Here is a 25,444-nt window from a genome sequence, read left to right as displayed (position 1 = left end):
ACAACACATCAACCCGGGGTCAGACACTCCGGCCCATTGAGCTTCGGATCATTCACCAGGTTCGCCAGCACCCGCTCGCGCAACGCCGCAGGTTCACTGGCGAGCAACGCCTGCAACGCATGCAATGGCGTCTCGGGATTGAGCCATGCCTCCTGCCCCGCCGCATCCAGAATCAACGGCCGACGTTGACTGGCCGCAGGTTGCGTGATCACTGCCGTACTCAGCCACACCTGTTCCTGCACTGGATACGCTTCCCAGATCGCCGCAAAGAACAGCGCCGAGCCCTCCCCCGGCGTCAGCCAATAGGGCCGTTTACGGGTGGTGCCACGCCATTCGTAAAAACCGTTGGCCGGCAACAGACAACGACGCTCACGCAAGGCCTGGCGAAACATCGGTTGTTCGGCAACGGTTTCAGCCCGCGCATGGGCTGGGGTACGGGACAGATCAGTCAGCCACGGTGGCGTTAAACCCCAACGCGCGCGGGCCAGCTCACGTTCGCCGTCGACGCCGGCTCGCAGCATCAGCACCGAATCGTTTGGAGAAATATTCCACTGGGCCTGCTGATCGGCGGGGAAGCCAGGCAGGGCCGCGAAGGCGGGGTTCCAGCGAAACAGGGCATAACGTCCACACATGGGGCAACACGACTCTTGATAAAACGAACGTCAGCCTAACAGACCAGCGTGCCGGGAAAACTGTCCGGCTCATCGCCGGGCAGAGGCAGCGCAGCATTGTACGCGGTGATCAGCTCCCGGGCGTATTCGGCCTGATCGTTATCCACCGACAAGCCCAGCAGACCGAAAACCGGCAACTCGCCGCTGCCGCCGAGCAAATCGCGGCCCACCAGATGCGCCTCGATACCCTCGCTGGCCAGCATGCCCAGCAGCAACTCACCTTCCATCAGGTTTTCCGGCTCGTAGATTCGCTGCATAGACGCCCCTCAATCGTTTTCCGCATAAACTTCGAGATGCCATTCATCGCCATGAACCTGCAACACGAACGTGATCGGCCGGCAACACACCTGACAATCCTCGATGTAGGTCTGATCGCCTGCGGAAATATCCACAGTCGTTTCCACTTCCTCACCACAATACGGACATCCATACAGCGCAGTTTCCAGCATCGCGGTCTCCCAGGTGACTTGTGCGTATAATCGCCGGTCTATTTGCAGGGCTATTTTTGTCTGGCTACCTTTTCAGACCGTGCCCCGTTGGTTTTCGATCAAAACCTTTACTTACCCTAGCCGTTTCTAACAAGAGAGCATGATGGGCGAATTCGATGCCATCCGACCTTACAATGACAGCGAAGTCCCTGCGGTGCTGGATCGACTGCTCGGCGACAAGGCGTTTCTAGATATCCTCATCCACTTCCGCTTCCCGCGTTTTGCCGGTGCTTTCGGCTGGGCGCTCAAACCTCTTATAGCTCATCGGCTGCGCCGTGAGTTCGCCGGCGTCACCTCCGTGGCCACGTTGCAGGACAAGGTCGAGATGTACGTCGACCACACCATCGAGCGCGCTACAGATGGCGTGACGTACACCGGCGTCGAGCAGTTCAAGTCCGGCAGCGCCTACCTGTTCATCGCCAACCACCGCGATATCGTGATGGACCCGGCCTTCGTCAATTACGCCGTGTACCACGCCGGCCTGCCGACCCCGCGCATCGCGATCGGCGACAACCTGCTGCAAAAGCCTTTTGTCAGCGACCTGATGCGCTTGAACAAGAGCTTCATCGTGCACCGTTCGATCACCGGTCGTCGCGAGAAAATGGCGGCGTACCAGCTGTTGTCGGCTTACATCAACCACTCGATCCGCAACGATTGCGCCTCGATCTGGATCGCCCAGGCCGAAGGCCGGGCCAAGGACGGCGACGACCGCACCGAGTCGGCGATCCTCAAGATGTTCCACATGAGCCGCAAGGACGAGCCGTTCGGCGAGGTCATTCGCTCGCTGAACCTCACGCCGGTATCGATCAGCTACGAATACGACCCGTGCGACCAGGCCAAGGCCCGCGAGCTCTACATCCGCGCGACCACCGGCAGCTACACCAAGGCACCGGGCGAGGATGACGTAAGCATTGCCAAGGGCATCACCGGCTACAAGGGCCGGGTCCATGTGAATTTCGCGGCGCCGATCACTGAGTTGTTTGAAGACACCAAGCAATTGGCGATTGAAATGGACCGACAGATTCTCGGTGGCTACCGGTTATTCCCGGTGCATTACCTGGCGTATGCGCAGTGGAAGGGTGCTGATCCACAACTGCAGGTTCCACCCGCGGCCAAAGTGTTTGGCGCCGATGAGCTGGCCAAGGCTCAGGAAGAATGGCAGCGCCGACTGGAGGCTTGCCCTGAGGAACATCGCCCGTTCCTGGTGTTGCAATACGCGACACCGGTGAGGAATCAGTACCGTGTGAAAGCGGGACTGGCGCTTTAAAGCAAGATCAAAAGATCGCAGCCTCGTTGCACTCGACAGCTCCTACAAGGTGAATCCCATCCTCTGTAGGAGCTGTCGAGTGCAACGAGGCTGCGATCTTTTTGCTTCCTGGCGATTCAAAACCGAGTGCTGATCCACGACACCAGCAATGCCAACCCCAGGCAGGCAAAGCCGAAGCGATAGAAAAACCGGTTCATGCGCAAGGTCGCCCCATCGAGCATCAGCATTGGATCGTCGATGCGACGGCTCTGACTTTGCGCTTCGAGACTGGCCAACGCGCGCTGTTCGCGGCGTCGCGTGGCATGCAGCAACCAGCCGCCCGGAAAGGCCAGCAGCAATGCCAACAGGTTGATCAACTTGGCGGGATGGTTGGTAAACAGCGAAATCAAATGCAACGACATCACGTACCTCGGGCAAAACAGATGTGGCAGGCGCCAGACCGACGACCGCGGCGCGGATTCTACCGAAAGCCTGCCCGCCTGCCCCGCCTTTCCGACAAATAACGAACCTTCTGACTAATAGTTGCCCTGTGTCACGGCACCGTCATCTGAATCCGCCAGTCTGTCGCCCCTCAAAACCGACACGGAAATCGTCATGCTGCACGCCGAAAACCAGGACCGCCTCTACCTCATCGCTCCGAGCGACGAACAACAAGACCTCGTCGGCAGCCTCGCCTTCAACGTTCAGGATCGCCACTGGCTGGTGTATTGCGCATTGGGTGGACACCAGCATGTGGACTTGCCGGAGACGGACTTGCTGACCGGCGTGAGTATCCTGGATTTTTATTCACAGGCGGCCTGACACCGCATTCCCACAAAGGAATGGGTTAAGCCGGCAAAACCTGCAGGCATTAAAAAGCCCGGGACCATCACTGGCACCGGGCTTTTTTGAAACTGGCGAAAGGTTACTCGCCGAGCATCTGACCAACCGTCGGATCCTTGAACAAGCGCGTCAATGCGTCGCTCAACACATCACTGACCAGCTTGGTGTTGGTTTCCTGATTCGGCGCCATACCAAAACGCTGATCCAGGGATGCGCCGTAGCGACCGCTGTAACGACGGTTGGCATTCTGGACATCGGAGCGGAACGTCGCGGCGATAGTCGCTTCGGTCACGTACATGCCTTCTTTAGGCGATTGGTATTTCAGCTCAGCCAGCGTCACCGTCAACTGCGGCGCATTCATCGCGTTCGAGGTTGGAGTGAAGCCCAGCAAACGCACGGCTGCTTCGGCCTGGGCCTGCAACTTCGGCAGAATCTGTGCGCCCTGTACGGTGATCGCGCTGGTCTCAGGGTACAAGCCACCACGCGTGCCCAGGGTCGGCGACGGACGACCGTCCACCACCCGCACCACCACCGGCTGACCATGGCCGACTGGCGCCAGCTGAGTCGTCAGCTTAGGCTCAGGGTTCAGTTGTTGCGGGCTGTGGGCGCAGCCGACGAGGGTCAAACTGGTCACAGTGATCAAACCGAACAACAGGCGTTGCAACATGCTCTTCTCTCCAGAATCAGGCACAGACAGGCGCGCAGTATAGCGGTGAGCTATCGTTGCTAACTAGCGTCTCGCAATGATTGCTCAAATCTCTGACAAACCTGAGGCAAAGCGGTTCCTGTCACACATCTGTAACCGCACCTACACGTTCACGTCATGGCCCATCGGCAATCTACTCGACAGGTCACCTACAAGGTAATTCGCCATGCGTTATCTGATCTCGCTGTTCGCACCACGCCCGCGCCATCGCTGCTTTGCGCTGCTCGACCACAATGGTCACTGCCAGGCGTTCAAGCAATGCAGCCTTCAGCCCATGGGCGATGGCTGGGTCGAAATCGAAGAAATACGCCTCAACTGGTTGCACCATCCCCTGCCCCCTAGCGCCCACGTCCGGCAGCCTCAGTCTCGTTCTCGGGTGCAGGCGCTGTTGTCCATCTGACCAGACGCCTAATAAAAGTCATTAAACACGTCCATTTCCCTGCGTTTCTTAGATACAATCTCACCCCGATTATAAGGACGTCTCCTGATCGGGCCTCGCAGCATCGTCATTGCCTCGGTATTGACACCCCGCACCGCCCACAGAGAGCCGCCCACACAGATCGAGTGAAGCGGGCGCTTGCTGTTCCTTGAGCAAAAAACCCCCACTTTGCGCGAATCTGCAGAGCTGTCATTACGCTCGGTTACTGAGCTGTTTGCCCGTTTTGCCTGTCATGTACCCATGACGGCAATCCATCCGGGCACGGTGCCAGGCTGGGACAGCCCTTTTTTGAGGTTCACGTCTTCAAAAGAGCGTGAAAAAAACGGGTTTTCACAACTTCACAAGAGTGTGGCGAGCAAATGAATAGTTTTGCGTCTGAACATGCACCATTAGCGTCTGAAACAGCCCAACGACACAGGACCGAGTACTCCTGGAACACCGGAGCCTGAAGCCTGTCCTCTACGGATTTGGTTGCACAAACGGACGTCTCGACCATAAGTCGAATTGCCAGCGGCGCGTTGAAGTGAGTTCATGTAACTCTTTTAAACCCGGCCGGTAGCGTCCGTCGAAGTTGCGAAAAATTGCGAAGATTCGGACATGGCACACTGACCATCGCTACTTGGGGCATCACTGACACGCCCCGGAACGCCTGGCAGCCATGCCGACAATTTGGTGCTGCAGATTTTGGAGACGCGTTAAATGGCGCATAACGAAGCAGTCGACGTAGTACTCGTTGGGGCCGGCATCATGAGTGCCACCCTCGCCGTACTGCTCAAAGAGCTCGACCCCGCGATCAAGCTGGAAGTCGTCGAGCTGATGGATTCCGGTGCTGCGGAGAGTTCCAACCCGTGGAACAACGCCGGTACCGGTCACGCCGGGCTGTGTGAGCTCAATTACACGCCGCAGGCCGCCGACGGTAGCGTCGACATCAAGAAAGCCGTGCACATCAATACCCAGTTCGAGGTGTCGAAGCAGTTCTGGTCCTACCTGACCAAGAAAGGCACGTTCGGTTCGTGCAAGTCGTTCATCAGCCCGGTGCCGCACCTGAGCTTCGTACAAGGCAATGATGGCGTTTCCTTCCTCAAGGAACGCTTCAAGACCCTGAGCAAGCACCATGCCTTCTCGGACATGGAATACACCGAAGACAAGGCCACCATGGCCGAGTGGATGCCGCTGATGATGCCGGGCCGTCCGGCCGACGAAGTCGTCGCCGCCACCCGCGTCATGAACGGCACCGACGTCAACTTCGGCGCCCTGACCAATCAACTGCTCAAGCACCTGACCAGCGCACCCGATGCCCAGGTCAAGTATTGCAAGCGCGTCACCGGCCTGAAGCGTAACAACGGCGGCTGGACCGTCAGCATCAAGGACGTCAACAGCGGCAACACCCGTGAAGTCGACGCCAAGTTCGTCTTCCTCGGCGCTGGCGGCGCGGCATTGCCGTTGTTGCAGGCTTCGGGCATCGAAGAAAGCAAAGGCTTTGGCGGCTTCCCGATCAGTGGCCAGTGGCTGCGCTGTGACAACCCGGAAGTGGTCAAGCACCACCAGGCCAAGGTCTACAGCCAGGCCGCAGTCGGTTCGCCACCGATGTCGGTGCCGCACCTGGACACCCGCGTGGTCGATGGTAAGAAGTCCCTGCTGTTCGGGCCTTACGCTGGTTTCACCACCAAGTTCCTCAAGCATGGCTCCTTTATGGACCTGCCGATGTCGGTTCGCGCCGGCAACATCGGCCCGATGCTGGCCGTAGCGAAAAACAACATGGACCTGACCAAGTACCTGGTCAGCGAAGTGATGCAGTCGATGGAGCAGCGCCTGGATTCCCTGCGTCGTTTCTACCCTGAAGCGAAAGCCGAAGACTGGCGCCTGGAAGTGGCCGGCCAACGGGTGCAGATCATCAAGAAAGACCCGAAAAAGGGTGGCGTTCTGCAGTTCGGTACCGAACTGGTCGCATCGAAAGATGGCTCCCTTGCCGCCCTGCTCGGCGCATCCCCAGGTGCTTCGGTGACCGTTTCGATCATGCTCGAGCTGATCGAGAAATGCTTCCCGAACAAGGCTTCCGGTGAATGGGCCGCCAAACTGGCGGAAATTTTCCCGGCACGGGAAAAAGTCCTGGAAACTGACGCTGCGCTGTATCGCAAGATCAACGCGCACAATAACGTCGCGCTGGAACTGGTTGAAGCCAGTAACGAGACCGAAAGTTACGCTTGATTCGGCCGCATAAAAAACGCCCCGTTCTCAATGAGAGCGGGGCGTTTTTTTGTGCTGCTGAAAAGATCGCAGCCTCGTTTCACTCGACAGCTCCTACAAGAGATCGCGTACACCTGTAGGAGCTGTCGAGTGAAACGAGGCTGCGATCTTTTGATCTTAGCCGCGAGCCTTGGCGATCAGCTCGATGTACTCGGCTGCGTTGCGCTGGTCCTTGATCAGGGCCACGAAGTCATTGCCATGCTCATCCTTGCCGTCGAGATCAAGACCGGCTTCGACGAAGAATGTCAGGAAGCGCTCGAAATCGTCGATGCGCAGGCCACGATAGGCCTTGATCAGTTTGTGCAGGGACGGCGAAGTGGCGTCGACCGGCTCGAAATCGAGGAACAACTTGATCTGCTCATCGCCGATCTCGTCACCAATCACTTGTTTCTTATCTTTACGCATTGCCGACTCCAGCTCGCAGACATTTCACGGGGCGGGCAGTTTACCCCTGCCCGGGCACAGGGCTCAACGCGCACGAACACTGCCGGTGTGCAGATCGGCCCAGATATGGCCGTTGGCGTAACTGAGGAACTGGCAATACACCGTGTCATTGCGCAACAAGTCGAGCACCACCCGGTACTGCGCCATCGGGTAAAACAGCGTCAGGGTTTTGCTTTTTTCGTCGTAGATCGGCTTTTTCAGGCTTTTGCTTTCGCCATCGAAGTTGACCAGCACTTGATTGATCGTTGCGCCCTTGTTCAAGGACTTGCCCTTGAGGCGAATCGACACAGGGGACGTGACCGGGATCGGCTGTTGGTTGGACTGGCGTTGACTGCCCACCACCACGGAATACTCGGTGACCTGCAACAGTTGTTGCTGCTCAGGCTCGCCATCACGCAGGGTCAGGTCGTCCGGGGGCAGGAATTGCGCATGCATCGGCGCCGGGGCGGCCGCCAGTGGCAGGCTGAGGGTCAGCAACAGGGCGGCGCAGCTGCGGATCAAAAGGCTCATGACGGGCTCCGAAGGCGAGGCCAAGCACTCTAGCATGAGGATCAACCGCGCGAATTGGCGATATAGGTCAATACTTCGCAGTACGAGGCTGGCGATGCTGGACGAGCTTTCAGCCGTCATTCAACAGTGCATCGTCTTTCAGGGAGTATTCATGACGTTCTCCGTCCCCCCGTTGTTCGCGGCCTGGCGTCAGACCTGGCGCGCCGGCTACACCCTCAGGCGCTTACGCGGCGACATCAGTGCCGGGGTGACGGTAGGGATTATCGCCATCCCGTTGGCCATGGCCCTGGCGATTGCCGTAGGTGTACCGCCGCAGCAAGGTTTGTATACGGTACTGATCGCTGCGCCCCTGATCGCCCTGACAGGCGGATCGCGTTTCAATGTCAGTGGGCCGACCGCCGCGTTCGTAGTCATTCTGCTGCCCATCACCCAACAATATGGCCTCGGCGGCCTGCTGCTTTGCACCATGCTTGCCGGCGTCATCCTCATTGTCCTGGGACTGATTCGAGCCGGGCGGTTGATTCAGTACATTCCGTACCCGGTCACCCTGGGCTTTACCGCCGGGATCGGCATTGTCATTGCCACCCTGCAATTGAAGGATTTGCTGGGCCTGAACACCGCCGGCCAGGCAGAGCACTACATCGAACAGCTGGGCGTTTTGATTCAGGCGTTGCCCAGCGCCCGGCTAGGGGACGGGATCATCGGCCTCACATGCCTGGCCGTTCTGATTGTCTGGCCACGGTGGGTGCCGAGGATTCCGGGGCATCTGGTAGCACTTACCATCGGCGCGCTCCTGGGGTTGGCGTTGGAGCACGGAGGGCTGCCGGTGGCGACATTGGGTGAGCGTTTCAGCTACACGGTCGAGGGCATCAGCCATCCCGGCATTCCGCCGTTCCTGCCAAGCTTTGATTGGCCGTGGAATCTGCCCGGTCCCGACGGCCAACCTCTGCACCTGTCTTATGACTTGATCCGTCAATTAATGGCGCCGGCGTTCGCCATCGCCATGCTCGGCGCCATCGAATCCTTGTTGTGTGCGGTGGTGGCGGATGGCATGACCGGCAGCAAACACGATCCCAACGCAGAACTGCTGGGCCAGGGCCTGGGCAACCTGATCGCACCGTTGTTCGGCGGCATTACCGCCACGGCGGCCATTGCCCGAAGTGCCACCAACGTGCGTAGCGGAGCCTTTTCGCCACTGGCCGCCATTATTCATAGCGCCGTGGTACTGATGGCAATACTCGTCCTCGCACCGCTTTTCAGCTACTTGCCGATGGCTGCACTGGCAGCATTGCTGATCATGGTGGCGTGGAACATGAGCGAGGCCCGGCACGTGCTGCATACCTTGCGCATCGCGCCTCGCAGCGATGTGCTGGTTTTGCTGACCTGCCTGAGCCTGACGGTATTGTTCGACATGGTAATGGCCGTCGCCGTCGGCCTGCTGCTGGCCGCCGGGTTATTTATCAAACGCATGAGCGATCTCACCGACACCGCCGAACTGCCCCGCGCCTTTCATCAAGCCTTGCAGGACATGCCGGAACATGTTCGTTGCTATGCGATACGCGGGCCGCTGTTCTTCGGCGCTGCTGAAAAAGCCTTGGGAGTGCTACGCAAATTCAGTCCGGAGGTCAAAGTCGTGATCGTCGAGATGAGCGCCGTGCCGATGCTGGACATGACGGCGCTGGCGGCCTTCGACAATATCCTGAGGGATTACCGCACGGACGGCATCGGCCTGATTCTGGTGGCGACCGCTCCAAGGGTTCGCCTGAAGCTCAGGCGCGCGGGCATCCATCGGGAACAGCGTCAGTTGGCCTACGTGAACAACCTGGAACAGGCTCGTCGCAAAAGCGAACGCTGGCTGGCCGGGGAAAATTGAGCGCACGGCTCAATCAAACTGCGCGCGCATCCAGGCCTGATACTTGGCCACACCCGGCTCCCCTTCGCGTGGCGCCCAGGGCGCCAGTTCACCCTCACCCACCGGACGATAAGGCCCGGCCTTGCACTCGAACATCAAGCTGTCGGCGTCCAGCACGACCAGGCCATGGAACACGCCGGGAGGAAGATCAACGCCCACCGATTCGCCATCTGCTTGCAGAACCCGCGTGTGGATAACGCCTCCGGACTCATCAAAAATCAACAGGCCGAGACGCCCCCGCAGCACCAGCAGCGTTTCCGCCTTGTCATCACTCAGATGTCGATGAGGGGGAATGTACGTACTCGGCTGCAAACCCACGGCCATGCGATGGCACGGTTCTTCCATTTGATGAAAGTTGTGATGCTGACGCCCACGGGGATTAGCCGCGGCTTTCTCGGCCAATTCGGTGAACAAGGTTTGATCGAGAAAACGCGGCGTGGTCATTCCTTACATTCCTTTAACAGCGAAGATGCCGTTAGCGTTACGCCAGTAGCCTTTGTAGTCCATACCGTAACCGAAGATATAACGGTCGATGCATGGCAGGCCGACGAAATCGGCTTTGAGGTCCGGGCGAGCCTTGCGGTCGTGGTCCTTGTCGATCAGCACAGCGGTGTGCACTTTGCGCGCGCCGGCGTGTTTGCAGAAATCGATGATCGCGCCCAGGGTATGACCCTCGTCGAGAATGTCGTCGATGATCAGCACGTCACGGTCGATGAACGACACTTCCGGTTTGGCCTTCCAGAACAGGTCACCGCCGCTGGTTTCATTGCGATAGCGGGTAGCGTGCAGGTAGGACGCTTCCAGCGGGAATTGCAGATGGGTGAGCAATTTACCGGCGAAAATCAGGCCGCCGTTCATCACACAGAACACCACCGGATTGCTGTCAGCCAGTTCTTCGTTGATGTGTGCACCGACGCGGGCGATGGCCGCCTCGACTTCAGCTTCGGTGTACAGGCAGTCAGCCTCTCGCATGATTTGACGGATATGCTCGAGATCAGCAGACATGGCGCTCTCCAGGGGGTGAGGGGCGGGACGGATTCAGGAAAAGCGGGCAAAGGTACGCATCAAGCGAGGCCAGATCAAGCGTTTGTGGACTAACGTACTGAATGTCTATAGGACAACACCCTCGGATAGATTAATCTAGGCCGGTTTTTTTGCCCGCCGCCGGAGCCTTTCCCCATGCCCATCCAAGAGATCCGCCATCCGCTGATCCGTCATAAACTAGGCCTGATGCGCCGTGCAGACATCAGCACCAAGAATTTCCGTGAGCTCGCTCAGGAAGTCGGCGCCCTGCTGACCTACGAAGCCACCAAAGACCTGCCGCTGGAAACCTACGACATCGAAGGCTGGTGCGGTACGGTGTCGGTCGAGAAAATCGCCGGCAAGAAAATTACAGTGGTGCCGATCCTGCGTGCCGGCATCGGCATGCTCGAAGGTGTGCTGAGCCTGATCCCGGGCGCCAAAGTCAGTGCCGTCGGCGTGGCCCGCAACGAACAGACCCTGCAGGCCCACACCTACCTGGAAAAACTCGTCCCGGAAATCAACGAGCGCCTGGCAATGATCATCGACCCGATGCTCGCCACCGGCAGTTCCATGGTCGCCACCATCGACCTGCTGAAAAAGGCCGGTTGCCGCGACATTCGCGCCATGGTGCTGGTCGCCGCGCCAGAAGGCATCGCCGCAGTGGAGAAGGCTCACCCGGACGTAATGATCTACACCGCCTCCATTGATGAAAAACTCAACGAACACGGCTACATCATTCCAGGCTTGGGCGATGCCGGTGACAAGATCTTCGGTACCAAGCAGAAGGACGCTTGAGCATGCAGCAAGAGTTCAACGATCCGCTCTGGCGTACGGTGCTGTCTGGCGCACAGATGCTGTTCGTGGCCTTCGGCGCCCTGGTGTTGATGCCGCTGATTACCGGCCTGGACCCGAACGTGGCGCTGTTCACCGCAGGTCTGGGGACGATTCTGTTCCAGATCGTCACCGGGCGTCAGGTGCCGGTGTTCCTGGCGTCGAGCTTTGCCTTCATCACCCCGATCATTCTTGCCAAGGGCCAATTCGGCCTCGCGGCGACCATGGGCGGCGTGATGGCGGCGGGTTTCGTCTACACCTTCCTCGGCCTGGCCGTGAAGATCAAAGGCACCGGTTTTATTGACCGCTTGTTGCCCCCGGTCGTGATCGGTCCGGTGATCATCTCCATCGGCCTGGCCATGGCACCCATCGCCGCCAACATGGCGATGGGCAAGGCCGGCGATGGCACCGAGCTGATCCATTACCAGACAGCGATGCTGATCTCGATGCCAGCGTTGCTGACCACTCTGATCGTCGCGGTATTCGGCAAGGGCATCTTCCGCCTGGTGCCAATCATCTCTGGCGTGTTGGTGGGGTTCGCCATGGCGTTCTACTTCGGCGTGGTCGACACCGCGAAGATTGCTGCCGCACCGTGGTTCGCGATTCCGCACTTCACGGCGCCGGAGTTCAACTGGCAGGCGATTCTGTTCATCGTTCCTGTGGCATTGGCCCCGGCCATCGAACACATCGGCGGAGTGATCGCCGTCGGTAGCGTGACCGGCCGCGATTACCTGAAGAAGCCCGGCCTGCACCGCACGCTGCTTGGCGATGGCATTGCCACCACTGCGGCTGGCTTGTTCGGCGGCCCACCCAATACCACGTACGCCGAAGTGACGGGCGCGGTGATGCTGACCAAAAACTACAACCCGAAAATCATGACCTGGGCGGCGATCTTTGCCATCAGCCTGGCGTTTATCGGCAAGTTCGGCGCGCTGCTGCAAAGCATTCCGGTGCCGGTGATGGGCGGGATTCTGTGCCTGCTGTTCGGTTCGATTGCTGCGGTGGGGATGAACACCCTGATTCGCCACAAGATCGACCTGGGCGAAGCGCGCAATCTGGTGATTGTGTCGGTGACCCTGGTGTTCGGGATTGGCGGTGTGCTGGTCGGCACCGGGACTGGCCCCGACGACTTCGGCCTCAAAGGCATCGCGCTGTGCGCGGTGGTAGCGATTGCGCTGAACCTGCTGCTGCCAGGCAATGACAGCTGGAAGCACAAGAAGGCGAATGAGACTTTGCTCTGAGTGAACTGATCGTTCCCACGCTCGCGTGGGAACGATCGATCATCAAAGCGCTAACGGCGCTCGTTCGCACAAGGCGTTCAACGCCCGCACCCACTGCGGATCGTCGTTGAGGCACGGCACCAGCACCAACTCCTCTCCCCCCGCTTCGCGGAATAACTCCCGCCCGCGATCACCAATCTCTTCCAGCGTCTCGATGCAATCGGCAACGAACGCCGGGCACATCACCAGGACTTTTTTCACGCCCATTCCAGCCAACTCATCGAGGCGTGCTTCGGTATAGGGTTCGATCCATTTCGCACGGCCAAGACGCGACTGGAAAGACACCGACCACGTACCCTCCAACAGCCCCAGGCGCTTGGCAAACTCCGACGCCGTGCGCAGGCACTGCGCGCGATAGCAGGAGGTCATGGACTGTGGCGAAGCGTTCTTGCAGCATTCCTCGTTCTTGAAGCAATGCTTGCCCGTCGGATCCAGCTTGGTAAGGTGCCGCTCCGGCAAACCGTGAAAACTCAGCAGCAGGTGATCGTAGTCCTGCTCCAGATAGGGTTTGGCGCTGGCCACCAATGCGTCGAGGTATTCCGGCTGATCGTAGAAAGGCTGGAGAATCGAGAACTGCACGTCGAGCTGCTTCTCGCGCACCACCCGCTTGGCTTCCTCAATCACCGTGGTCACAGTGCTGTCGGCGAACTGCGGATAAAGCGGCGCAAGGGTGATTCTTTTGTGGCCCTGGGCCGCCAGCTGAACCAGTTTCGACTCGATCGACGGCTCGCCGTAACGCATTGCCAGCTCCACCGGCCCGTGGGTCCATTGGGCAGTCATGGCTTGTTGCAGGCGACGGCTGAGCACCACCAGTGGCGAGCCCTCCTCCCACCAGATCGAGGCATAGGCGTGGGCCGACTGTTCCGGACGCTTGATCAGGATCAGCGACACCAGAAGACGACGTACCGGCCATGGCAGGTCGATCACATACGGGTCCATCAGAAATTGGTTGAGGTAGCTGCGTACATCCGCCACCGACGTGGAAGCAGGGGAACCCAGGTTGACCAGAAGCAATGCGTGATCGGTCATGCAACGTCCTATTTCAGAGGCGGCTGGACAGATCGTCCAGGGCCGCGCGCAAATCAGTGAACTGGAAAGTGAATCCCGCTTCCAGCAAGCGCACCGGCAAGGCTTTCTGCCCTCCCAGCAACAGCAGTGACAATTCGCCCAGGCACACTTTCAAAGCCAGGGCCGGCATCGGCATGAACGCCGGGCGGTGCAGCACGCCGCCCAGTGTTTTGGCGAATTCGCTGTTGCGCACCGGTTTAGGCGCGCAGGCATTATATGGACCGCTGGCGTCATTGCGATGCAGAAGAAAATCAATCAGGGCGATTTGATCGTCGATATGAATCCACGGCATCCATTGCCGACCACTGCCCAGAGGCCCGCCCAGTCCCAGCTTGAAAGGCAGCAAAAGGCGCGACAAAAAGCCGCCCTCGGCAGACAGCACCAACCCGGTTCGAATCAACACCACCCGAACACCCAGGGCCTCGGCGCGCTGGGCGGTTTCTTCCCAGGCGATGCACAACTGACTGGCGAAATCATCAATGACCGGCGCAGACGTTTCCGTCAGCTCCCGCTCGCCACCGTCGCCATACCAGCCAATAGCGGAACCCGAGATCAACACCTGTGGTTTTTGCTCACGGGTTTCGAGCCAAGCCAGCAAGCTTTCGGTCAGGGTGATGCGACTGCTCCAGAGCAAGGCTTTGCGTCTGGATGTCCATGGCCGGTCGGCAATGGGCGCGCCCGCCAGGTTGATAATCGCGTCAACGGGCTCTTGTCCGAGCTCCTGGAGCTGCGTGATGCCTCGCACCTGGGCACCGCAAATTTTCGCGACTTTCGCAGGTGTACGACTCACGACAGTCAGACGATGCCCCTGACTCAACCAGTGTCGGCAGAGTTGACGTCCTATCAAACCAGTACCGCCGGTCAGCAATATGTGCATGACTTCTTCCTCGCGTGGCGTTTTACCCTGATCACTAGTCTATTTTTATAAGCAGGGATCTTTGGTATCGGGCAGGCTCTGTGTTTAACAATAGGCCAAGCTGTCAGATCGAGAACGCTAAAAGTTATACCAGAAAACAATATTGTACAGGTTTAATCCAGAGCGTAGTCTGTACAGAAAGGTAAACGAGGCCCCTATGACTGTACCTATCGCAATCATCGGCACCGGCATCGCCGGGCTCTCAGCCGCTCAAGCCCTGACAGACGTCGGGCATGTCGTTCAACTTTTTGATAAGAGCCGCGGCAGTGGCGGACGTATGTCGAGCAAGCGCAGTGATGCGGGTGCTCTGGATATGGGCGCCCAGTATTTCACCGCCCGCGACCGTCGTTTCGTCACCGAGGTCCAGCGCTGGCAAGCCAAAGGCTGGGTCGCCGAATGGACGCCGCAGCTCTACACCTTTCATGGCGGCCAGCTCAATCTGTCGCCGGATGAACAGACCCGCTGGGTCGGCACACCCCGCATGAGCGCCATCACGCGCGGATTGCTCGGCGATCTGGAAGTGCATTTCGCTTGCCGGATCACCGAGGTCTATCGCGGTGAAGAACACTGGCATCTGCAAGACGCCGAAGGCTTCACGCATGGCCCGTTCAGTCACGTGATCATCGCGACGCCAGCCCCTCAGGCCACGGCGTTGCTGGCTGCCGCCTCGAAACTGGCGGGCGCCGCCGCCGGGGTCAAAATGGAACCGACCTGGGCGGTCGCGCTGGCGTTCGATACGCCGCTGGACACCCCCATGGAAGGTTGCTTCGTGCAGGACAGCCCGCTGGACTGGCTGGCTCGCAACCGTAGCAAACCGGGACGCGATAACACCATGGACACCTGGGTGCTGCACGCCACAAGCGCCTGGAGCCGGCAACATATCGACCTGTCCAAGGAAGCGGTGATCGAGCAATTGCATGGCGCGTTCGCCGAACTGTTACACGACTCCATGCCCGCACCGACCTTCAGCCTGGCCCACCGCTGGCTCTATGCCCGCCCCGCCAGCAGTCATGAATGGGGTGCACTGGCGGATGCCGATCTGGGCTTGTACGTGTGTGGCGACTGGTGCTTGTCCGGGCGCGTCGAAGGCGCCTGGCTCAGCGGTCAGGAAGCCGCTCGCCGCTTGCATGAACACTTGCAATGAATCGCATCAACCCCAGCAAATTGCTGCTGTCGAAATGGACAGCAGCCCACCCGCAAAAGCGCGAAAAACACTTTCTGGTGACCGAGCTGTTCCGCGATGAGGAAGGCACTGTGCTGACCGTCGAGTTGCAGGCGGTGTTGACCCAGCGCAATCAGCGGCTCGACTGGCAAGCCCTCAAAGATAGCGACACCTGGTTGTCGGGCTGGAAATAGCGCCCCCACAAGAAATGCGTCTGCGCGAAAAAAACCTATACAAATAATTTGACTTGTACACCTTTGAATCTATGATGAAGTCATGTTGTACAGAGCCACTACTTTGTACAGGTTTAGATTCGAGGTGCTTCCGATGCGCGAACAGCCAGCGACCAAATCGAAAATCGCCATCAGCGCCTGTTTGATGGGGGCCGAGGTGCGTTTCAACGGTGGGCACAAGGAGTCACGGTTGTGCAGTCGAACCCTGACGGACTATTTCGAGTTTGTCCCGGTGTGCCCCGAAGTCGCCATTGGCCTTGGCATACCGCGCGAGCCGATTCGGCTGGTCGGCGATGGTAGCCATCCCGAGGCGGTCGGCACCGTCAATCCTCAGATCAACGTTACCCGACCGCTCGCCGAGTACGGACAGAAAATGGCCGCAGAACTGGTCGATATCTGCGGCTACATCTTCATGCAGAAATCCCCTTCCTGCGGCCTCGATCGGGTCAAGGTCTATCACGCCAACGGTTCTCCGGTGGACGGGGGTGGACGCGGCATTTACGCCCAGGCGTTCTGCGCCCTGCACCCCGACTTGCCAGTGGAAGAAGACGGTCGCCTCAACGACCCGGTATTGCGCGAGAACTTTCTCACCCGAGTGTTCGCCTACAGCGCCTGGCAGCAGCTGTTGCAGGAAGGCCTGACCCGGCGCGGCCTCACCGACTTTCACTCGCGTTACAAATACCTGTTGATGGCCCACAACCCGGAGCAATACAAAACCCTGGGTAATCTGCTGGGCAACATGGCCCAGACCGATCCGCAGGAACTGGGCCCGCGCTATTTCAGCGAATTGATGGCGGCATTGAAAAAATGCGCCACACGCCGCACCCACACCAATGTCCTGCAACACATCAGCGGCTATCTCAAACGCGCCATCAGCCCTGAAGACAAACAGGAAATGCAGCATGTCATAGGCCAGTATCGCCAAGGCATCGTGCCGCTGGTGGTGCCACTGACCCTGCTCAAACATTTCTTTCGCCAACACCCGGATCCGTACATTGCGCAGCAGGTTTACCTGCAACCGCACCCGGAAAACCTCAGCCTGCGAAACTCGATTTAATGGCAATGTCATGAAAAGCCCACTCGACAGCAGCGCCAGCGAAGACCTGGGCGCCGACTTCAAGAAAGCCCTGGACGAAGGCTGGCTGCCGATTCGTGAAGTGGCGCGCCAAACCGGGGTCAACGCCGTGACACTGCGGGCCTGGGAACGGCGTTATGGCCTGATCGTGCCCCAGCGCACGCCCAAGGGTCATCGCCTGTTTTCTGCCGAACACGTGCAACGGATTTTGACGATTCTCACTTGGCTCAATCGCGGCGTGGCCGTCAGCCAGGTCAAGCAACTGCTCGATACGCCTCAGGCCTTTTCCGAAGTCGTCGAGAACGACTGGCAGGTGCTCTGCCAGACGTTGTTGCAGGCAGTGACGCACCTCAACGAACGCACCCTGGATGACACCGTCAACCAGGCCATGGCGTTGTATCCGCCCCGCACATTGTGCGAACAACTGCTGATGCCATTACTGGCAGAACTGGAACAACGCTGGCAGGGCCAGTTCGGCGCGCAAATGGAACGCGTGTTTTTCTATTCCTGGCTACGCAGCAAATTCGGTGCGCGCATCTACCATAACAATCGTCAGTTGCGTACTGCACCGCTGCTGTTGATCAATTACTCGGACCTGCCACTGGAACCTCACCTGTGGCTGACCGCCTGGCTGGTCAGCAGCGCCGATTGCCCGGTGGAAGTCTTCGACTGGCCACTGCCGGCTGGCGAGCTCGCCCTGGCGGTCGATCACCTGCAAGCCCGCGGCGTACTGCTGTATTCCAGCAAAGCCATGAATCTTGCGCAGCTGCCAAAACTATTGAACGGCATCAGTTGCCCAAAAATGATTGCCGGACCAACGGTATGCATCCACCTTGCCGAGTTGTCCGTAAAAACCAGTGAGATCGCTGATTTATTCCTGGCCGAAGACCCGTTATCGGTCCACCAGGACATGGTTCAGCGAGGGCTTATTTAAATGAATCGTGCGGACACCACCATGCAATTGATCTGGCTGCGCAGCGACTTGCGCCTGCATGACAACACCGCCCTGTCGGCGGCCGCCGAGCGCGGCCCGACAGTGGCGGTTTACCTGTTGAGCCCCGAGCAATGGCTGGCGCACGATGACGCATCGTGCAAAGTGGATTTCTGGCTACGTAACCTCAGTGAGCTGAGCCAAGCACTGGCCGAACTGAACATCCCTTTGCTGATCCGCGAGGCGTCGCGCTGGGAGGACGCACCGAATGTGCTGCTCGATCTGTGTCGGCAATTGAAGGTCGGCGCAGTGCATGTCAACGAGGAGTACGGCGTTCATGAAAGTCGTCGTGACGCGGCCGTGAGTGAAACGCTGAATGCCAACGGCATCGACTTCTATAGTTACCTCGATCAATTGCTGTTCAAGCCGGGCACTGTGCTGACCAAGACCGGCACGTATTTCCAGGTGTTCAGCCAGTTCCGCAAGGTCTGTTACGAGCGCCTCCACCGCTCGCTTCCCCGGTTGGTCGCAGCCCCCGCAGCGCAGACGCCGCTGGCGATCAGCAGCGACCTGATGCCGTCAAACATTACCGGTTTCGAAACCCCGAGCGACAGCTTGCGGGCACTCTGGCCGGCCGGTGAGCGCGAGGCCTGTCGGCGCCTCGACACCTTCGCCGACGCCCAGATCGACTATTACAAGAACGAGCGCGATTTCCCGGCCAAACCCGGCACCAGCCAACTCTCGGCGTATCTCGCCGCCGGCGTGATTTCTCCACGCCAGTGTTTGCACGCCGCACTACACAGTAATCAGGGTGAGTTCGAAAGCGGTAAGGTCGGCGCGGTCACCTGGATCAATGAACTGTTGTGGCGCGAGTTCTATAAACACATTCTGGTGGGCTACCCACGGGTTTCGCGTCACCGCGCCTTCCGCCCGGAAACCGAAGCGTTGGCCTGGCGCGATGCCCCGCAGGAACTGGCCGCCTGGCAAGAAGCCCGCACCGGCCTGCCGATCATCGACGCCGCCATGCGCCAACTGCTTGAGACCGGCTGGATGCACAACCGCTTGCGCATGGTGGTCGCGATGTTCCTGACCAAGAACCTGCTGATCGACTGGCGTGAAGGCGAACGTTTTTTCATGCGCCACTTGATCGACGGCGACCTGGCGGCGAACAACGGTGGCTGGCAGTGGAGCGCTTCGACGGGGACTGACTCAGCACCCTATTTCCGTATTTTCAATCCGTTGAGCCAGTCGGAGAAATTCGACGCCGAGGGTGTGTTCATCAAGCACTGGCTTCCAGAACTAGCCGGTCTGAATAAAAAAGAAGTGCACAACCCGGCGAACCTTGGCGGCCTGTTCGGCGTGGCGGATTATCCGTCACCGATCGTCAACCTCAGCACCTCACGCCAGCGGGCCTTGGCCGCGTTCAAAAACCTGCCGTCACGACAAGACGCAGGAGGGGCTCATGAGTGATTTCCTGCGGCGTTTTGCCCAGCACTTCGTGCTGTTGAACAAAGACAATTTGCAGCGCCTGGGTGAGCTTTACACCGACGACATACGCTTCACCGATCCCCTGCACGAAGTGCAAGGCCTCGGACAATTGAGCCACTACTTCGGCGAGCTCTACGCCAACGTCAGTGAACTTCGTTTCGACTTTCACGGCTTTGACCAGATCGGCGATGGCGAGGGTTACTTGCGCTGGGTCATGAGCTACCGTCATCCACGCCTGGCGGGCGGCCGGCTGATTCGAGTCGACGGGTGCTCGCACCTGCGCTGGCGCGACAAGGTTTATAGCCAACGGGATTACTTCGATGCCGGGGCACTGCTTTACGAACATTTACCCGTATTGGGTCGGGCGATTGCCTGGCTGAAAAGGAGAATGGGATGAGTCTTGTACCTCCACGGCGGTACTGGCTGACCGGAGCCAGCAGTGGCATCGGCGCCTCGCTGGCCGAAGAAATACTGAAGACCGGTGCTCATCTGGCCGTGAGTTCGCGCAATACAGCGGTATTGAAAGTCCTGTCCCTGCGCTATCCCGGGCAAGTGCTGGTGGTGCCGGGAGACCTGACCAACAGCCAGGAAGTGCGTGAGATCGGTGAGCAAATTGCCCGGCAATGGGGCTCTCTGGACACGGTTATTCTCAACGCCGGCACCTGCGAATACGTCGACGTTCAGCAGTTCGATGCGTCGATCGTCGAGCACGTGGTGCGCACCAACCTGCTGGCGAGCGCCTATTGCATCGAGGCCGCGTTGCCGCTGCTACGCAAGGGCACGGCGGCGCATCTCGTCGGCATGGCCAGTTCGGTGACGTACCTGCCGCTTCCGCGGGCCGAAGCCTATGGCGCATCGAAGGCCGGGTTACGTTACCTGTTCGAATCCCTGCGCATTGATCTTGCGCCGGAAGGCATCGATGTCACGGTGGTCAGCCCGGGGTTTGTCGAAACGCCGCTGACCGCGAAAAACGACTTCCCGATGCCGCTCAGTTGGCCGGTCGCCAAAGCCGCCCGGCACATCTTCGCCAAACTCAAACACCACCCACTGGAAATCGCCTTTCCGGGACTGTTCATGGCGGTTCTCTGGCCTCTGTCGAAAATGCCCAACCGAGTCAAATTGGCAATCGGCAAGCGTATGGTCCGCAGCCCTCCACCGATCCAGGATGTGCCATGAACATCGCTATTATCGGCAGTGGCATCTCGGGCCTGACCAGCGCCTACCTGCTCAATCGCAGTCACGAGATCACTCTGTTCGAAGCCAGTGACCGGCTCGGCGGGCACACTCACACCGAGGGCGTGAGCGTCGATGGCCAGCGTCACGCCGTGGACATGGGTTTCATCGTCTTCAACGACTGGACCTATCCGAATTTCATTCGCCTGCTGGGTCAGATCGGCGTGGGGTTCAAGCCGACGCAAATGAGCTTTTCGGTAACGGACCCGGACTCCGGCCTGGAGTACAACGGCAATACCCTCAACAGCCTGTTCGCCCAACGTCGAAATCTGTTGTCACCAGGATTCTGGGGAATGCTGCGCGACATCCTGCGTTTCAACAAACAAGCCAGCCGCGACCTGGATGAAGGCCGCATCGCTGTCGACATCACGCTGGACCAATACCTGAAAGCCAACGGCTACGGCGAGCGATTCATCCTGCATTACATCGTGCCGATGGGGGCCGCGATCTGGTCGATGTCCATGGCCGATATGCTGGGATTCCCGCTGCAATTCTTTATCCGATTCTTCAAAAACCACGGCCTGCTGTCCGTCAACAATCGCCCGCAATGGCAGGTGATTGAAGGTGGCTCAAGTGCCTACATCAAGCCATTGACGGCGAGCTTTAAAGAGAACATCCGCCTCAACTGCCCAGTGACCCGGGTCGAACGCGACGAAGAAGGTGTCGTAATCCACAGCGCCGCCGGCAGCGAGCGATTCGACAAAGTGGTGTTTGCGTGCCACAGCGATCAAGCCCTGAAATTGCTGGCAAAGCCCAGCGATGCTGAAAGCTCCATCCTCGGTGCCCTGCCCTACGCCGACAACGAAGTGGTGTTGCATACCGACACACGCCTGCTGCCCGTGCGAAAACTGGCCTGGGCCAGCTGGAATTACCGACTCGGCGGTCCCGGCCACACTCGGGCTGCGGTCACCTATGACATGAACATTTTGCAAGGCATCCAGAGCGAGACCACGTTCTGCGTCAGCCTCAATCAGAGCGCCGGCATCAGCCCGGGCAACGTGCTCGCCAAAACCAATTTCGCCCATCCGCAATACAGCCTGGCTGCCGTCGCCGCGCAAAACCGTTGGGAAGAACTGGATGGCGCGCAACACACTTGGTATTGCGGTGCCTATTGGGCCAGCGGCTTTCACGAAGACGGCGTGGTCAGCGCCTTGCGCGTGGCGCGCGCGTTTGGAGAGGTGTTGTGAACAGCGCCCTCTATAGCGGCTGGATTGCCCATCGGCGATTTGTCCCCAAGCCCCACGCATTCCGTTACCGGATCGGCCTGCTGTACCTGGACCTCAGCGAGCAAGACGCCGTGCTCGGCCTGTCACCGCTCTCGGGGCGCAGTCGTTTCGCAGCGTTTTCGTTTCGCGAGAGCGATTACCTGAAAACCTATACCGGCAGCGGCACACCTCTTATTGATGCGGTGCGAACCCTTGTCAGCCAAGCCATTGGCCACACGCCACAAGGCTCGATCTGTCTGCTGACCCAGCCTCGCAGTTGGGGCCTGTCGTTCAACCCGGTGAGTTTTTTCTACTGCCATGAAGCAGACGGGCAGCTGGCGGCCATTCTCTGTGAAGTCACCAACACCCCGTGGCGCGAGCGTTATCACTATGTCCTGCCAGCCAAAACCCCGGAGGACATTGGCGATTTCCATCAGCATTTCGCCGTTGCGAAGGCATTTCACGTCTCGCCGTTCTTGCCACCGGATCTGGAATACCGAATGAGCTTCAGCCCTGCGGCGCAAAAGCTTGGCGTGCACATGGCGGACTGGCAGGGCGAACTGAAAGTGTTCGACGCCACGCTCAACCTCAAACGCGAAACGCTGGATCGCTCCAGCCTGCACCGTTACTTGCGACGTTTTCCGTGGATGACAGCGAAAACCTGTCTGGCGATCTACTGGCAAGCCCTGCGCCTGCTGCTCAAGCGCATGCCGATCTTTGCTCATCAGGCTGCCGATGGCAGCTTTAAAACCGCCCTGATTCCGCCCAAGGATCGCCGTCATGAAATGCTCTAGTGCCTCGGCCAAATTCAATCTGCTCAGCACCCACGGCCTGACCGGATCGTTACTGCGCCGTGGTGTGTTGCGGCAACTGGCGCAGCTGCAACACGGGCAACTGGTGGTCATCGAAGACGGCGAAAGGCAGGTCTTCGGTAACGTGGGCAGTCATTTGCTGGGGGAAATCCATATTCTCGACGCGGCTGCGTGGGGACTGGTGGCCAGTAACGGATCGATCGGCGCCGGCGAAGCGTTCATCCACGGCTACTGGACTTCGCCGGACCTGACCGCCGTGGTGCGTGTTTTTGTCAGCAACCTTGAGGTCCTCGATGCGCTGGAAGGTGGCCTGGCAAAACTTGGCCGGCCTTTCGTCCAGGGCCTGCACTGGCTCAATCGCAACACCCGCAAGGGCTCGCAGAAAAACATCGAGGCGCACTACGACCTGGGCAATGACCTGTTTGAACAGTTTCTCGACCCGACGATGATGTATTCCGCCGCGCAATTCCTGACAGACGAAGACAGTCTGGAACAGGCCCAACTGAACAAACTGGAACGAATCTGCCGCAAACTCGCGCTGAAACCGAGTGATCACTTGCTGGAAATCGGCACCGGATGGGGCAGCATGGCGCTCTATGCCGCGCAGAATTACGGCTGCAAGGTCACCACCACTACCCTTTCAAAAGAGCAGTACGCGTTTACCGCACAACGAATCGAAGCCCTCGGCTTGCAGGACCAGGTCACGCTGCTGCTCAAGGATTACCGCGACCTCACCGGGCAGTACGACAAACTGGTGTCGATCGAAATGATCGAAGCGGTAGGTCATCGCTTCTTGCCGGTGTATTTCAAGCAATGCGCCCATCTGCTCAAAAGTAACGGCTTGATGCTGCTGCAGGCGATCACTATCCGCGAACAACGGTACGAGCAGGCCAAGGGCAGCGTCGATTTCATTCAGCGTTACATCTTTCCTGGCGGCGCCCTGCCCTGTGTGCAGAAGATGCTGGAAGTCATCAGTCGTGACACCGACATGAACCTGCTGCACATGGAAGATTTCGGCCTGCACTACGCACGAACCCTGCGCCTGTGGCACGAGAATTTTCGCCGCGCCCACGGTCGCTTGAGCGAATTGGGCTACGACGAGGCGTTCCTGCGACTGTGGGAATTTTACCTGTGCTACTGCGAAGGTGGATTTCTGGAGCGCACCATCGGCACCGCGCAATTGTTGTTGGCCAAACCGGCGGCGATGCCGGCGCCACTGCTGGGCCGTTTTGATGCTTGAACGCCTCGCCAATGCCCTGTTGTTTCAGCTTGGCTGGTTTGCCTGCGTGCTCGGTGGCGACAGTTTGTGGTTGTTGTTGGCCCTGACGGCGCTGGTGATTCATTTGCTGTGGATAAGTCGCTGGGCGGATGAAGGCCGTTTGATCCTCAGCATTGTGTTGCTGGGCACCACCGTCGACAGTACGTTGCGCTGGCTGGGCGTGTTCGAGTTCAACGAAGTCGCGCCCTTGATTCCGCTTTGGCTGATGCTGTTATGGGCGTTACTGGCAACCACATTGCGTCATTGCCTGCAATGGAGCGCAAACCCATGGTGGCTCGCCAGCTTGCTGGGCGCCGTGGGTGGGCCGTTGTCTTATTACGCTGGCGGACAACTGGCTGGCGTGCAGTTTCCCTACGGTCAGGCGCCAACGTTGCTGGGCATTGCAGTGCTCTGGGCAGGGCTGTTTCCCACGTTGCATTTCATGGCCCGGCGGCTGGCGTCAGACACACGCAGCTAGCGTCCGTCAGGCCTTTCACACAGCATCGTCCCACTGCCTTACACTGCGCGCCATGAAAACCATTCCCCACACGCAAATCACCGAGTCGGCCGTCACGTGCTCGACCTGCGCGGCATGCTGCTGCCAGCTCGAAGTGATGCTGATCACGGACACGGGCGTGCCCGAACGTTTTATCGATACCGATGATTGGGGTGGGGAAGTCATGCTGCGGCTGGATGACGGCTGGTGTGCTGCGCTGGATCGCAACAGCATGATGTGCACCATCTACGAAAAACGCCCGCTGATCTGCCGGGAATTCGAGATGGGCGCGCCGGAGTGCATCGAAGAACGCCAAGGGATCACCACGGCGTATCGGTAATTGAAAGACACCGAAAATCTGATGTGGGAGCAGGCTCGCTCCCACATTTAAGGCATCGAGTCTTACAACGGCATCGTGTAGTGCAACGCGTAACTCTCTACACCGTCGTTCCAGCTATTAAGCCCGGCGTTGGAATAGTGCGTCGCACGAATCCCGACTTCATGTCCGCCCGCGAAGCGCAAGCCAAACCCTATCCGGTCTTCAAACTGGAAAGACTCGCCCATTCTGCTGTCATCAAGTTTGGTATGAGAGAAAAATGCGACACCAATCCCCGCCTCGACATAAGGTTTGACGGTCTGGCCGGCAAACTCGTAAACGAACACCGGAGAGAAGGACAGGCTGTTGTTGTTGGAGGTCTTGTCGGCTTCCCAATAGGTGTAGGCACCACTCCAGTAACCGGTCAGACGACCAACGTCACTTTGCAACCAACTCTTGTCCCAGTCGAACTGCATGCCCAGCCGATAGGTCATGGTTGAATTACCGGTCTGGCCGACCCCGAACTCCACGCCTGCCGCCTGTGCGGTAAAGCTTTGCCCCATCAGTGCGGCCGCAATCGCAGCCAAGCAGAATAGTCGCTTCACTAGAAA

The 25,444-nt window shown here is 59.0% G+C and carries 31 protein-coding genes; 19 read left to right on the top strand and 12 right to left on the bottom strand.

Annotated elements, in window-relative coordinates:
• Positions 1-8: 8 nt before the first annotated feature.
• The 3 genes from BLQ41_RS10100 to BLQ41_RS10090 are packed head-to-tail and all read right to left on the bottom strand — an operon-like array spanning position 9 to position 1,120.
• Positions 9-632 (bottom strand): SOS response-associated peptidase, encoded by a 624-nt coding sequence (locus tag BLQ41_RS10100; RefSeq protein ID WP_090180181.1) that lies wholly within the window; start codon positions 630-632, stop codon positions 9-11.
• Positions 633-667: 35 nt separating this feature from the next.
• Positions 668-928 (bottom strand): putative signal transducing protein, encoded by a 261-nt coding sequence (locus tag BLQ41_RS10095; protein ID WP_090180179.1) that lies wholly within the window; start codon positions 926-928, stop codon positions 668-670.
• A gap of 9 nt (positions 929-937) precedes the next feature.
• Positions 938-1,120 (bottom strand): CPXCG motif-containing cysteine-rich protein, encoded by a 183-nt coding sequence (locus tag BLQ41_RS10090; protein WP_090180175.1) that lies wholly within the window; start codon positions 1,118-1,120, stop codon positions 938-940.
• A gap of 139 nt (positions 1,121-1,259) precedes the next feature.
• Here BLQ41_RS10090 and BLQ41_RS10085 point away from each other — a divergent pair, with 139 nt between their 5' ends.
• The gene (locus BLQ41_RS10085; protein WP_090180172.1) at positions 1,260-2,426 is read left to right on the top strand and encodes a 1-acyl-sn-glycerol-3-phosphate acyltransferase; all 1,167 of its coding nucleotides are present in this window, start codon (positions 1,260-1,262) and stop codon (positions 2,424-2,426) included.
• A 116-nt stretch (positions 2,427-2,542) separates the two neighbouring features.
• Here BLQ41_RS10085 and BLQ41_RS10080 read toward each other — a convergent pair whose 3' ends face one another.
• The gene (locus BLQ41_RS10080; RefSeq protein WP_090180170.1) at positions 2,543-2,827 is read right to left on the bottom strand and encodes a hypothetical protein; all 285 of its coding nucleotides are present in this window, start codon (positions 2,825-2,827) and stop codon (positions 2,543-2,545) included.
• 193 nt (positions 2,828-3,020) lie between these two features.
• On the opposite strand from BLQ41_RS10080, the gene BLQ41_RS10075 reads away from it, so the two are divergent.
• Positions 3,021-3,227, top strand: coding sequence for a hypothetical protein (locus BLQ41_RS10075; RefSeq protein ID WP_090180168.1), 207 nt, complete (start codon positions 3,021-3,023; stop codon positions 3,225-3,227).
• A 103-nt stretch (positions 3,228-3,330) separates the two neighbouring features.
• Here the strand turns inward: BLQ41_RS10075 and BLQ41_RS10070 are convergent, their stop codons facing one another.
• Entirely contained in the window at positions 3,331-3,915 is a 585-nt protein-coding gene (locus BLQ41_RS10070; RefSeq protein ID WP_090180164.1) for a YajG family lipoprotein, read from the bottom strand.
• A 205-nt stretch (positions 3,916-4,120) separates the two neighbouring features.
• Between BLQ41_RS10070 and BLQ41_RS10065 the strand changes: the two genes are divergently transcribed.
• Together BLQ41_RS10065 and mqo are read left to right on the top strand one after the other, a co-directional pair.
• Positions 4,121-4,354, top strand: coding sequence for a hypothetical protein (locus tag BLQ41_RS10065; protein ID WP_090180162.1), 234 nt, complete (start codon positions 4,121-4,123; stop codon positions 4,352-4,354).
• Positions 4,355-5,092: 738 nt separating this feature from the next.
• Positions 5,093-6,601 (top strand): malate dehydrogenase (quinone), encoded by a 1,509-nt coding sequence (gene mqo, locus BLQ41_RS10060; protein ID WP_090180159.1) that lies wholly within the window; start codon positions 5,093-5,095, stop codon positions 6,599-6,601.
• A 156-nt stretch (positions 6,602-6,757) separates the two neighbouring features.
• On the opposite strand, the gene BLQ41_RS10055 is transcribed toward mqo, so the two are convergent.
• Both BLQ41_RS10055 and BLQ41_RS10050 read right to left on the bottom strand, forming a co-directional pair.
• Positions 6,758-7,045 carry a PA4642 family protein gene (locus BLQ41_RS10055; protein WP_090180157.1) on the bottom strand — a complete coding sequence of 96 codons (288 nt, stop codon included), beginning with the start codon at positions 7,043-7,045 and terminating at the stop codon, positions 6,758-6,760.
• 63 nt (positions 7,046-7,108) lie between these two features.
• On the bottom strand, positions 7,109-7,594 hold the full coding sequence (locus tag BLQ41_RS10050; protein ID WP_090180154.1) for a hypothetical protein: 486 nt from the start codon (positions 7,592-7,594) through the stop codon (positions 7,109-7,111).
• A 151-nt stretch (positions 7,595-7,745) separates the two neighbouring features.
• Between BLQ41_RS10050 and dauA the strand changes: the two genes are divergently transcribed.
• Positions 7,746-9,467 carry a C4-dicarboxylic acid transporter DauA gene (gene dauA / locus BLQ41_RS10045; RefSeq protein ID WP_090188451.1) on the top strand — a complete coding sequence of 574 codons (1,722 nt, stop codon included), beginning with the start codon at positions 7,746-7,748 and terminating at the stop codon, positions 9,465-9,467.
• A gap of 9 nt (positions 9,468-9,476) precedes the next feature.
• On the opposite strand, the gene BLQ41_RS10040 is transcribed toward dauA, so the two are convergent.
• Entirely contained in the window at positions 9,477-9,950 is a 474-nt protein-coding gene (locus BLQ41_RS10040) for a WbuC family cupin fold metalloprotein (RefSeq protein ID WP_090180152.1), read from the bottom strand.
• A 3-nt stretch (positions 9,951-9,953) separates the two neighbouring features.
• Positions 9,954-10,511, bottom strand: a complete 558-nt coding sequence (locus BLQ41_RS10035) for a hypoxanthine-guanine phosphoribosyltransferase (protein ID WP_090180149.1) — start codon at positions 10,509-10,511, stop codon at positions 9,954-9,956.
• A gap of 174 nt (positions 10,512-10,685) precedes the next feature.
• Here BLQ41_RS10035 and upp point away from each other — a divergent pair, with 174 nt between their 5' ends.
• Together upp and BLQ41_RS10025 are read left to right on the top strand one after the other, a co-directional pair.
• Positions 10,686-11,324: a uracil phosphoribosyltransferase gene (gene upp / locus BLQ41_RS10030; RefSeq protein WP_090180147.1), complete on the top strand. Its 639-nt coding sequence runs from the start codon at positions 10,686-10,688 to the stop codon at positions 11,322-11,324.
• 2 nt (positions 11,325-11,326) lie between these two features.
• A complete protein-coding gene (locus BLQ41_RS10025; protein ID WP_090180144.1) occupies positions 11,327-12,601 on the top strand; it encodes a uracil-xanthine permease family protein in 1,275 nt (424 codons plus the stop codon).
• A gap of 42 nt (positions 12,602-12,643) precedes the next feature.
• Here BLQ41_RS10025 and hemH read toward each other — a convergent pair whose 3' ends face one another.
• Positions 12,644-13,669: a ferrochelatase gene (hemH, locus tag BLQ41_RS10020; protein ID WP_090180141.1), complete on the bottom strand. Its 1,026-nt coding sequence runs from the start codon at positions 13,667-13,669 to the stop codon at positions 12,644-12,646.
• 13 nt (positions 13,670-13,682) lie between these two features.
• The gene (locus BLQ41_RS10015) at positions 13,683-14,585 is read right to left on the bottom strand and encodes a TIGR01777 family oxidoreductase (protein ID WP_090180137.1); all 903 of its coding nucleotides are present in this window, start codon (positions 14,583-14,585) and stop codon (positions 13,683-13,685) included.
• Positions 14,586-14,781: 196 nt separating this feature from the next.
• On the opposite strand from BLQ41_RS10015, the gene BLQ41_RS10010 reads away from it, so the two are divergent.
• The 12 genes from BLQ41_RS10010 (at position 14,782) to BLQ41_RS09955 (ending at position 24,857) form a co-directional block, all read left to right on the top strand.
• Entirely contained in the window at positions 14,782-15,768 is a 987-nt protein-coding gene (locus tag BLQ41_RS10010; RefSeq protein ID WP_090180134.1) for an NAD(P)/FAD-dependent oxidoreductase, read from the top strand.
• Entirely contained in the window at positions 15,765-15,980 is a 216-nt protein-coding gene (locus BLQ41_RS10005; RefSeq protein ID WP_090180132.1) for a TIGR02450 family Trp-rich protein, read from the top strand. Before BLQ41_RS10010 ends, BLQ41_RS10005 begins: the two co-directional genes overlap by 4 nt.
• A 133-nt stretch (positions 15,981-16,113) precedes the next feature.
• Positions 16,114-17,076, top strand: a complete 963-nt coding sequence (locus BLQ41_RS10000; protein ID WP_090180129.1) for a YbgA family protein — start codon at positions 16,114-16,116, stop codon at positions 17,074-17,076.
• Between the two features lie 10 nt (positions 17,077-17,086).
• Entirely contained in the window at positions 17,087-18,028 is a 942-nt protein-coding gene (locus BLQ41_RS09995; RefSeq protein WP_090180126.1) for a MerR family transcriptional regulator, read from the top strand.
• Positions 18,029-18,049: 21 nt separating this feature from the next.
• Positions 18,050-19,495 carry a deoxyribodipyrimidine photo-lyase gene (gene phrB, locus BLQ41_RS09990; protein ID WP_090188448.1) on the top strand — a complete coding sequence of 482 codons (1,446 nt, stop codon included), beginning with the start codon at positions 18,050-18,052 and terminating at the stop codon, positions 19,493-19,495.
• On the top strand, positions 19,488-19,910 hold the full coding sequence (locus BLQ41_RS09985) for a nuclear transport factor 2 family protein (protein ID WP_090180124.1): 423 nt from the start codon (positions 19,488-19,490) through the stop codon (positions 19,908-19,910). The genes phrB and BLQ41_RS09985 overlap by 8 nt, the downstream gene beginning before the upstream one ends.
• On the top strand, positions 19,907-20,689 hold the full coding sequence (locus BLQ41_RS09980; RefSeq protein WP_090180121.1) for an SDR family NAD(P)-dependent oxidoreductase: 783 nt from the start codon (positions 19,907-19,909) through the stop codon (positions 20,687-20,689). Before BLQ41_RS09985 ends, BLQ41_RS09980 begins: the two co-directional genes overlap by 4 nt.
• Entirely contained in the window at positions 20,686-21,933 is a 1,248-nt protein-coding gene (locus BLQ41_RS09975) for an NAD(P)/FAD-dependent oxidoreductase (RefSeq protein WP_090180118.1), read from the top strand. Before BLQ41_RS09980 ends, BLQ41_RS09975 begins: the two co-directional genes overlap by 4 nt.
• Positions 21,930-22,745 carry a DUF1365 domain-containing protein gene (locus tag BLQ41_RS09970; RefSeq protein ID WP_090180116.1) on the top strand — a complete coding sequence of 272 codons (816 nt, stop codon included), beginning with the start codon at positions 21,930-21,932 and terminating at the stop codon, positions 22,743-22,745. The genes BLQ41_RS09975 and BLQ41_RS09970 overlap by 4 nt, the downstream gene beginning before the upstream one ends.
• Positions 22,732-24,003: an SAM-dependent methyltransferase gene (locus tag BLQ41_RS09965; protein ID WP_090180113.1), complete on the top strand. Its 1,272-nt coding sequence runs from the start codon at positions 22,732-22,734 to the stop codon at positions 24,001-24,003. The genes BLQ41_RS09970 and BLQ41_RS09965 overlap by 14 nt, the downstream gene beginning before the upstream one ends.
• Positions 23,996-24,499 carry a DUF2878 domain-containing protein gene (locus BLQ41_RS09960; protein WP_090180109.1) on the top strand — a complete coding sequence of 168 codons (504 nt, stop codon included), beginning with the start codon at positions 23,996-23,998 and terminating at the stop codon, positions 24,497-24,499. Before BLQ41_RS09965 ends, BLQ41_RS09960 begins: the two co-directional genes overlap by 8 nt.
• 52 nt (positions 24,500-24,551) lie before the next feature.
• Positions 24,552-24,857 (top strand): YkgJ family cysteine cluster protein, encoded by a 306-nt coding sequence (locus BLQ41_RS09955; RefSeq protein ID WP_090180106.1) that lies wholly within the window; start codon positions 24,552-24,554, stop codon positions 24,855-24,857.
• 62 nt (positions 24,858-24,919) lie between these two features.
• On the opposite strand, the gene BLQ41_RS09950 is transcribed toward BLQ41_RS09955, so the two are convergent.
• Positions 24,920-25,438 (bottom strand): acyloxyacyl hydrolase, encoded by a 519-nt coding sequence (locus tag BLQ41_RS09950; RefSeq protein ID WP_090180103.1) that lies wholly within the window; start codon positions 25,436-25,438, stop codon positions 24,920-24,922.
• Positions 25,439-25,444 lie beyond the last annotated feature (6 nt).

Source organism: Pseudomonas arsenicoxydans (assembly GCF_900103875.1).
Lineage (GTDB): Bacteria > Pseudomonadota > Gammaproteobacteria > Pseudomonadales > Pseudomonadaceae > Aquipseudomonas > Aquipseudomonas arsenicoxydans.
This window is presented reverse-complemented; position numbering and strand designations above follow the sequence as displayed.

Coding starts and splice junctions, on each gene's coding strand:
- BLQ41_RS10050 (WP_090180154.1), bottom strand. CDS start 7,594: ATGAGCCTTTTGATCCGCAGCTGCGCCGCCCTGTTGCTGACCCTCAGC.
- BLQ41_RS10005 (WP_090180132.1), top strand. CDS start 15,765: ATGAATCGCATCAACCCCAGCAAATTGCTGCTGTCGAAATGGACAGCA.
- BLQ41_RS10025 (WP_090180144.1), top strand. CDS start 11,327: ATGCAGCAAGAGTTCAACGATCCGCTCTGGCGTACGGTGCTGTCTGGC.
- BLQ41_RS09965 (WP_090180113.1), top strand. CDS start 22,732: ATGAAATGCTCTAGTGCCTCGGCCAAATTCAATCTGCTCAGCACCCAC.
- BLQ41_RS09975 (WP_090180118.1), top strand. CDS start 20,686: ATGAACATCGCTATTATCGGCAGTGGCATCTCGGGCCTGACCAGCGCC.
- BLQ41_RS09955 (WP_090180106.1), top strand. CDS start 24,552: ATGAAAACCATTCCCCACACGCAAATCACCGAGTCGGCCGTCACGTGC.
- BLQ41_RS09980 (WP_090180121.1), top strand. CDS start 19,907: ATGAGTCTTGTACCTCCACGGCGGTACTGGCTGACCGGAGCCAGCAGT.
- BLQ41_RS10010 (WP_090180134.1), top strand. CDS start 14,782: ATGACTGTACCTATCGCAATCATCGGCACCGGCATCGCCGGGCTCTCA.
- phrB (WP_090188448.1), top strand. CDS start 18,050: ATGCAATTGATCTGGCTGCGCAGCGACTTGCGCCTGCATGACAACACC.
- BLQ41_RS10100 (WP_090180181.1), bottom strand. CDS start 632: ATGTGTGGACGTTATGCCCTGTTTCGCTGGAACCCCGCCTTCGCGGCC.
- BLQ41_RS10090 (WP_090180175.1), bottom strand. CDS start 1,120: ATGCTGGAAACTGCGCTGTATGGATGTCCGTATTGTGGTGAGGAAGTG.
- BLQ41_RS10070 (WP_090180164.1), bottom strand. CDS start 3,915: ATGTTGCAACGCCTGTTGTTCGGTTTGATCACTGTGACCAGTTTGACC.
- BLQ41_RS10065 (WP_090180162.1), top strand. CDS start 4,121: ATGCGTTATCTGATCTCGCTGTTCGCACCACGCCCGCGCCATCGCTGC.
- BLQ41_RS10015 (WP_090180137.1), bottom strand. CDS start 14,585: ATGCACATATTGCTGACCGGCGGTACTGGTTTGATAGGACGTCAACTC.
- mqo (WP_090180159.1), top strand. CDS start 5,093: ATGGCGCATAACGAAGCAGTCGACGTAGTACTCGTTGGGGCCGGCATC.
- BLQ41_RS10080 (WP_090180170.1), bottom strand. CDS start 2,827: ATGTCGTTGCATTTGATTTCGCTGTTTACCAACCATCCCGCCAAGTTG.
- BLQ41_RS09985 (WP_090180124.1), top strand. CDS start 19,488: ATGAGTGATTTCCTGCGGCGTTTTGCCCAGCACTTCGTGCTGTTGAAC.
- BLQ41_RS09960 (WP_090180109.1), top strand. CDS start 23,996: ATGCTTGAACGCCTCGCCAATGCCCTGTTGTTTCAGCTTGGCTGGTTT.
- BLQ41_RS09995 (WP_090180126.1), top strand. CDS start 17,087: ATGAAAAGCCCACTCGACAGCAGCGCCAGCGAAGACCTGGGCGCCGAC.
- hemH (WP_090180141.1), bottom strand. CDS start 13,669: ATGACCGATCACGCATTGCTTCTGGTCAACCTGGGTTCCCCTGCTTCC.
- BLQ41_RS10085 (WP_090180172.1), top strand. CDS start 1,260: ATGATGGGCGAATTCGATGCCATCCGACCTTACAATGACAGCGAAGTC.
- BLQ41_RS10095 (WP_090180179.1), bottom strand. CDS start 928: ATGCAGCGAATCTACGAGCCGGAAAACCTGATGGAAGGTGAGTTGCTG.
- dauA (WP_090188451.1), top strand. CDS start 7,746: ATGACGTTCTCCGTCCCCCCGTTGTTCGCGGCCTGGCGTCAGACCTGG.
- BLQ41_RS10075 (WP_090180168.1), top strand. CDS start 3,021: ATGCTGCACGCCGAAAACCAGGACCGCCTCTACCTCATCGCTCCGAGC.
- BLQ41_RS10055 (WP_090180157.1), bottom strand. CDS start 7,045: ATGCGTAAAGATAAGAAACAAGTGATTGGTGACGAGATCGGCGATGAG.
- upp (WP_090180147.1), top strand. CDS start 10,686: ATGCCCATCCAAGAGATCCGCCATCCGCTGATCCGTCATAAACTAGGC.
- BLQ41_RS10035 (WP_090180149.1), bottom strand. CDS start 10,511: ATGTCTGCTGATCTCGAGCATATCCGTCAAATCATGCGAGAGGCTGAC.
- BLQ41_RS10040 (WP_090180152.1), bottom strand. CDS start 9,950: ATGACCACGCCGCGTTTTCTCGATCAAACCTTGTTCACCGAATTGGCC.
- BLQ41_RS10000 (WP_090180129.1), top strand. CDS start 16,114: ATGCGCGAACAGCCAGCGACCAAATCGAAAATCGCCATCAGCGCCTGT.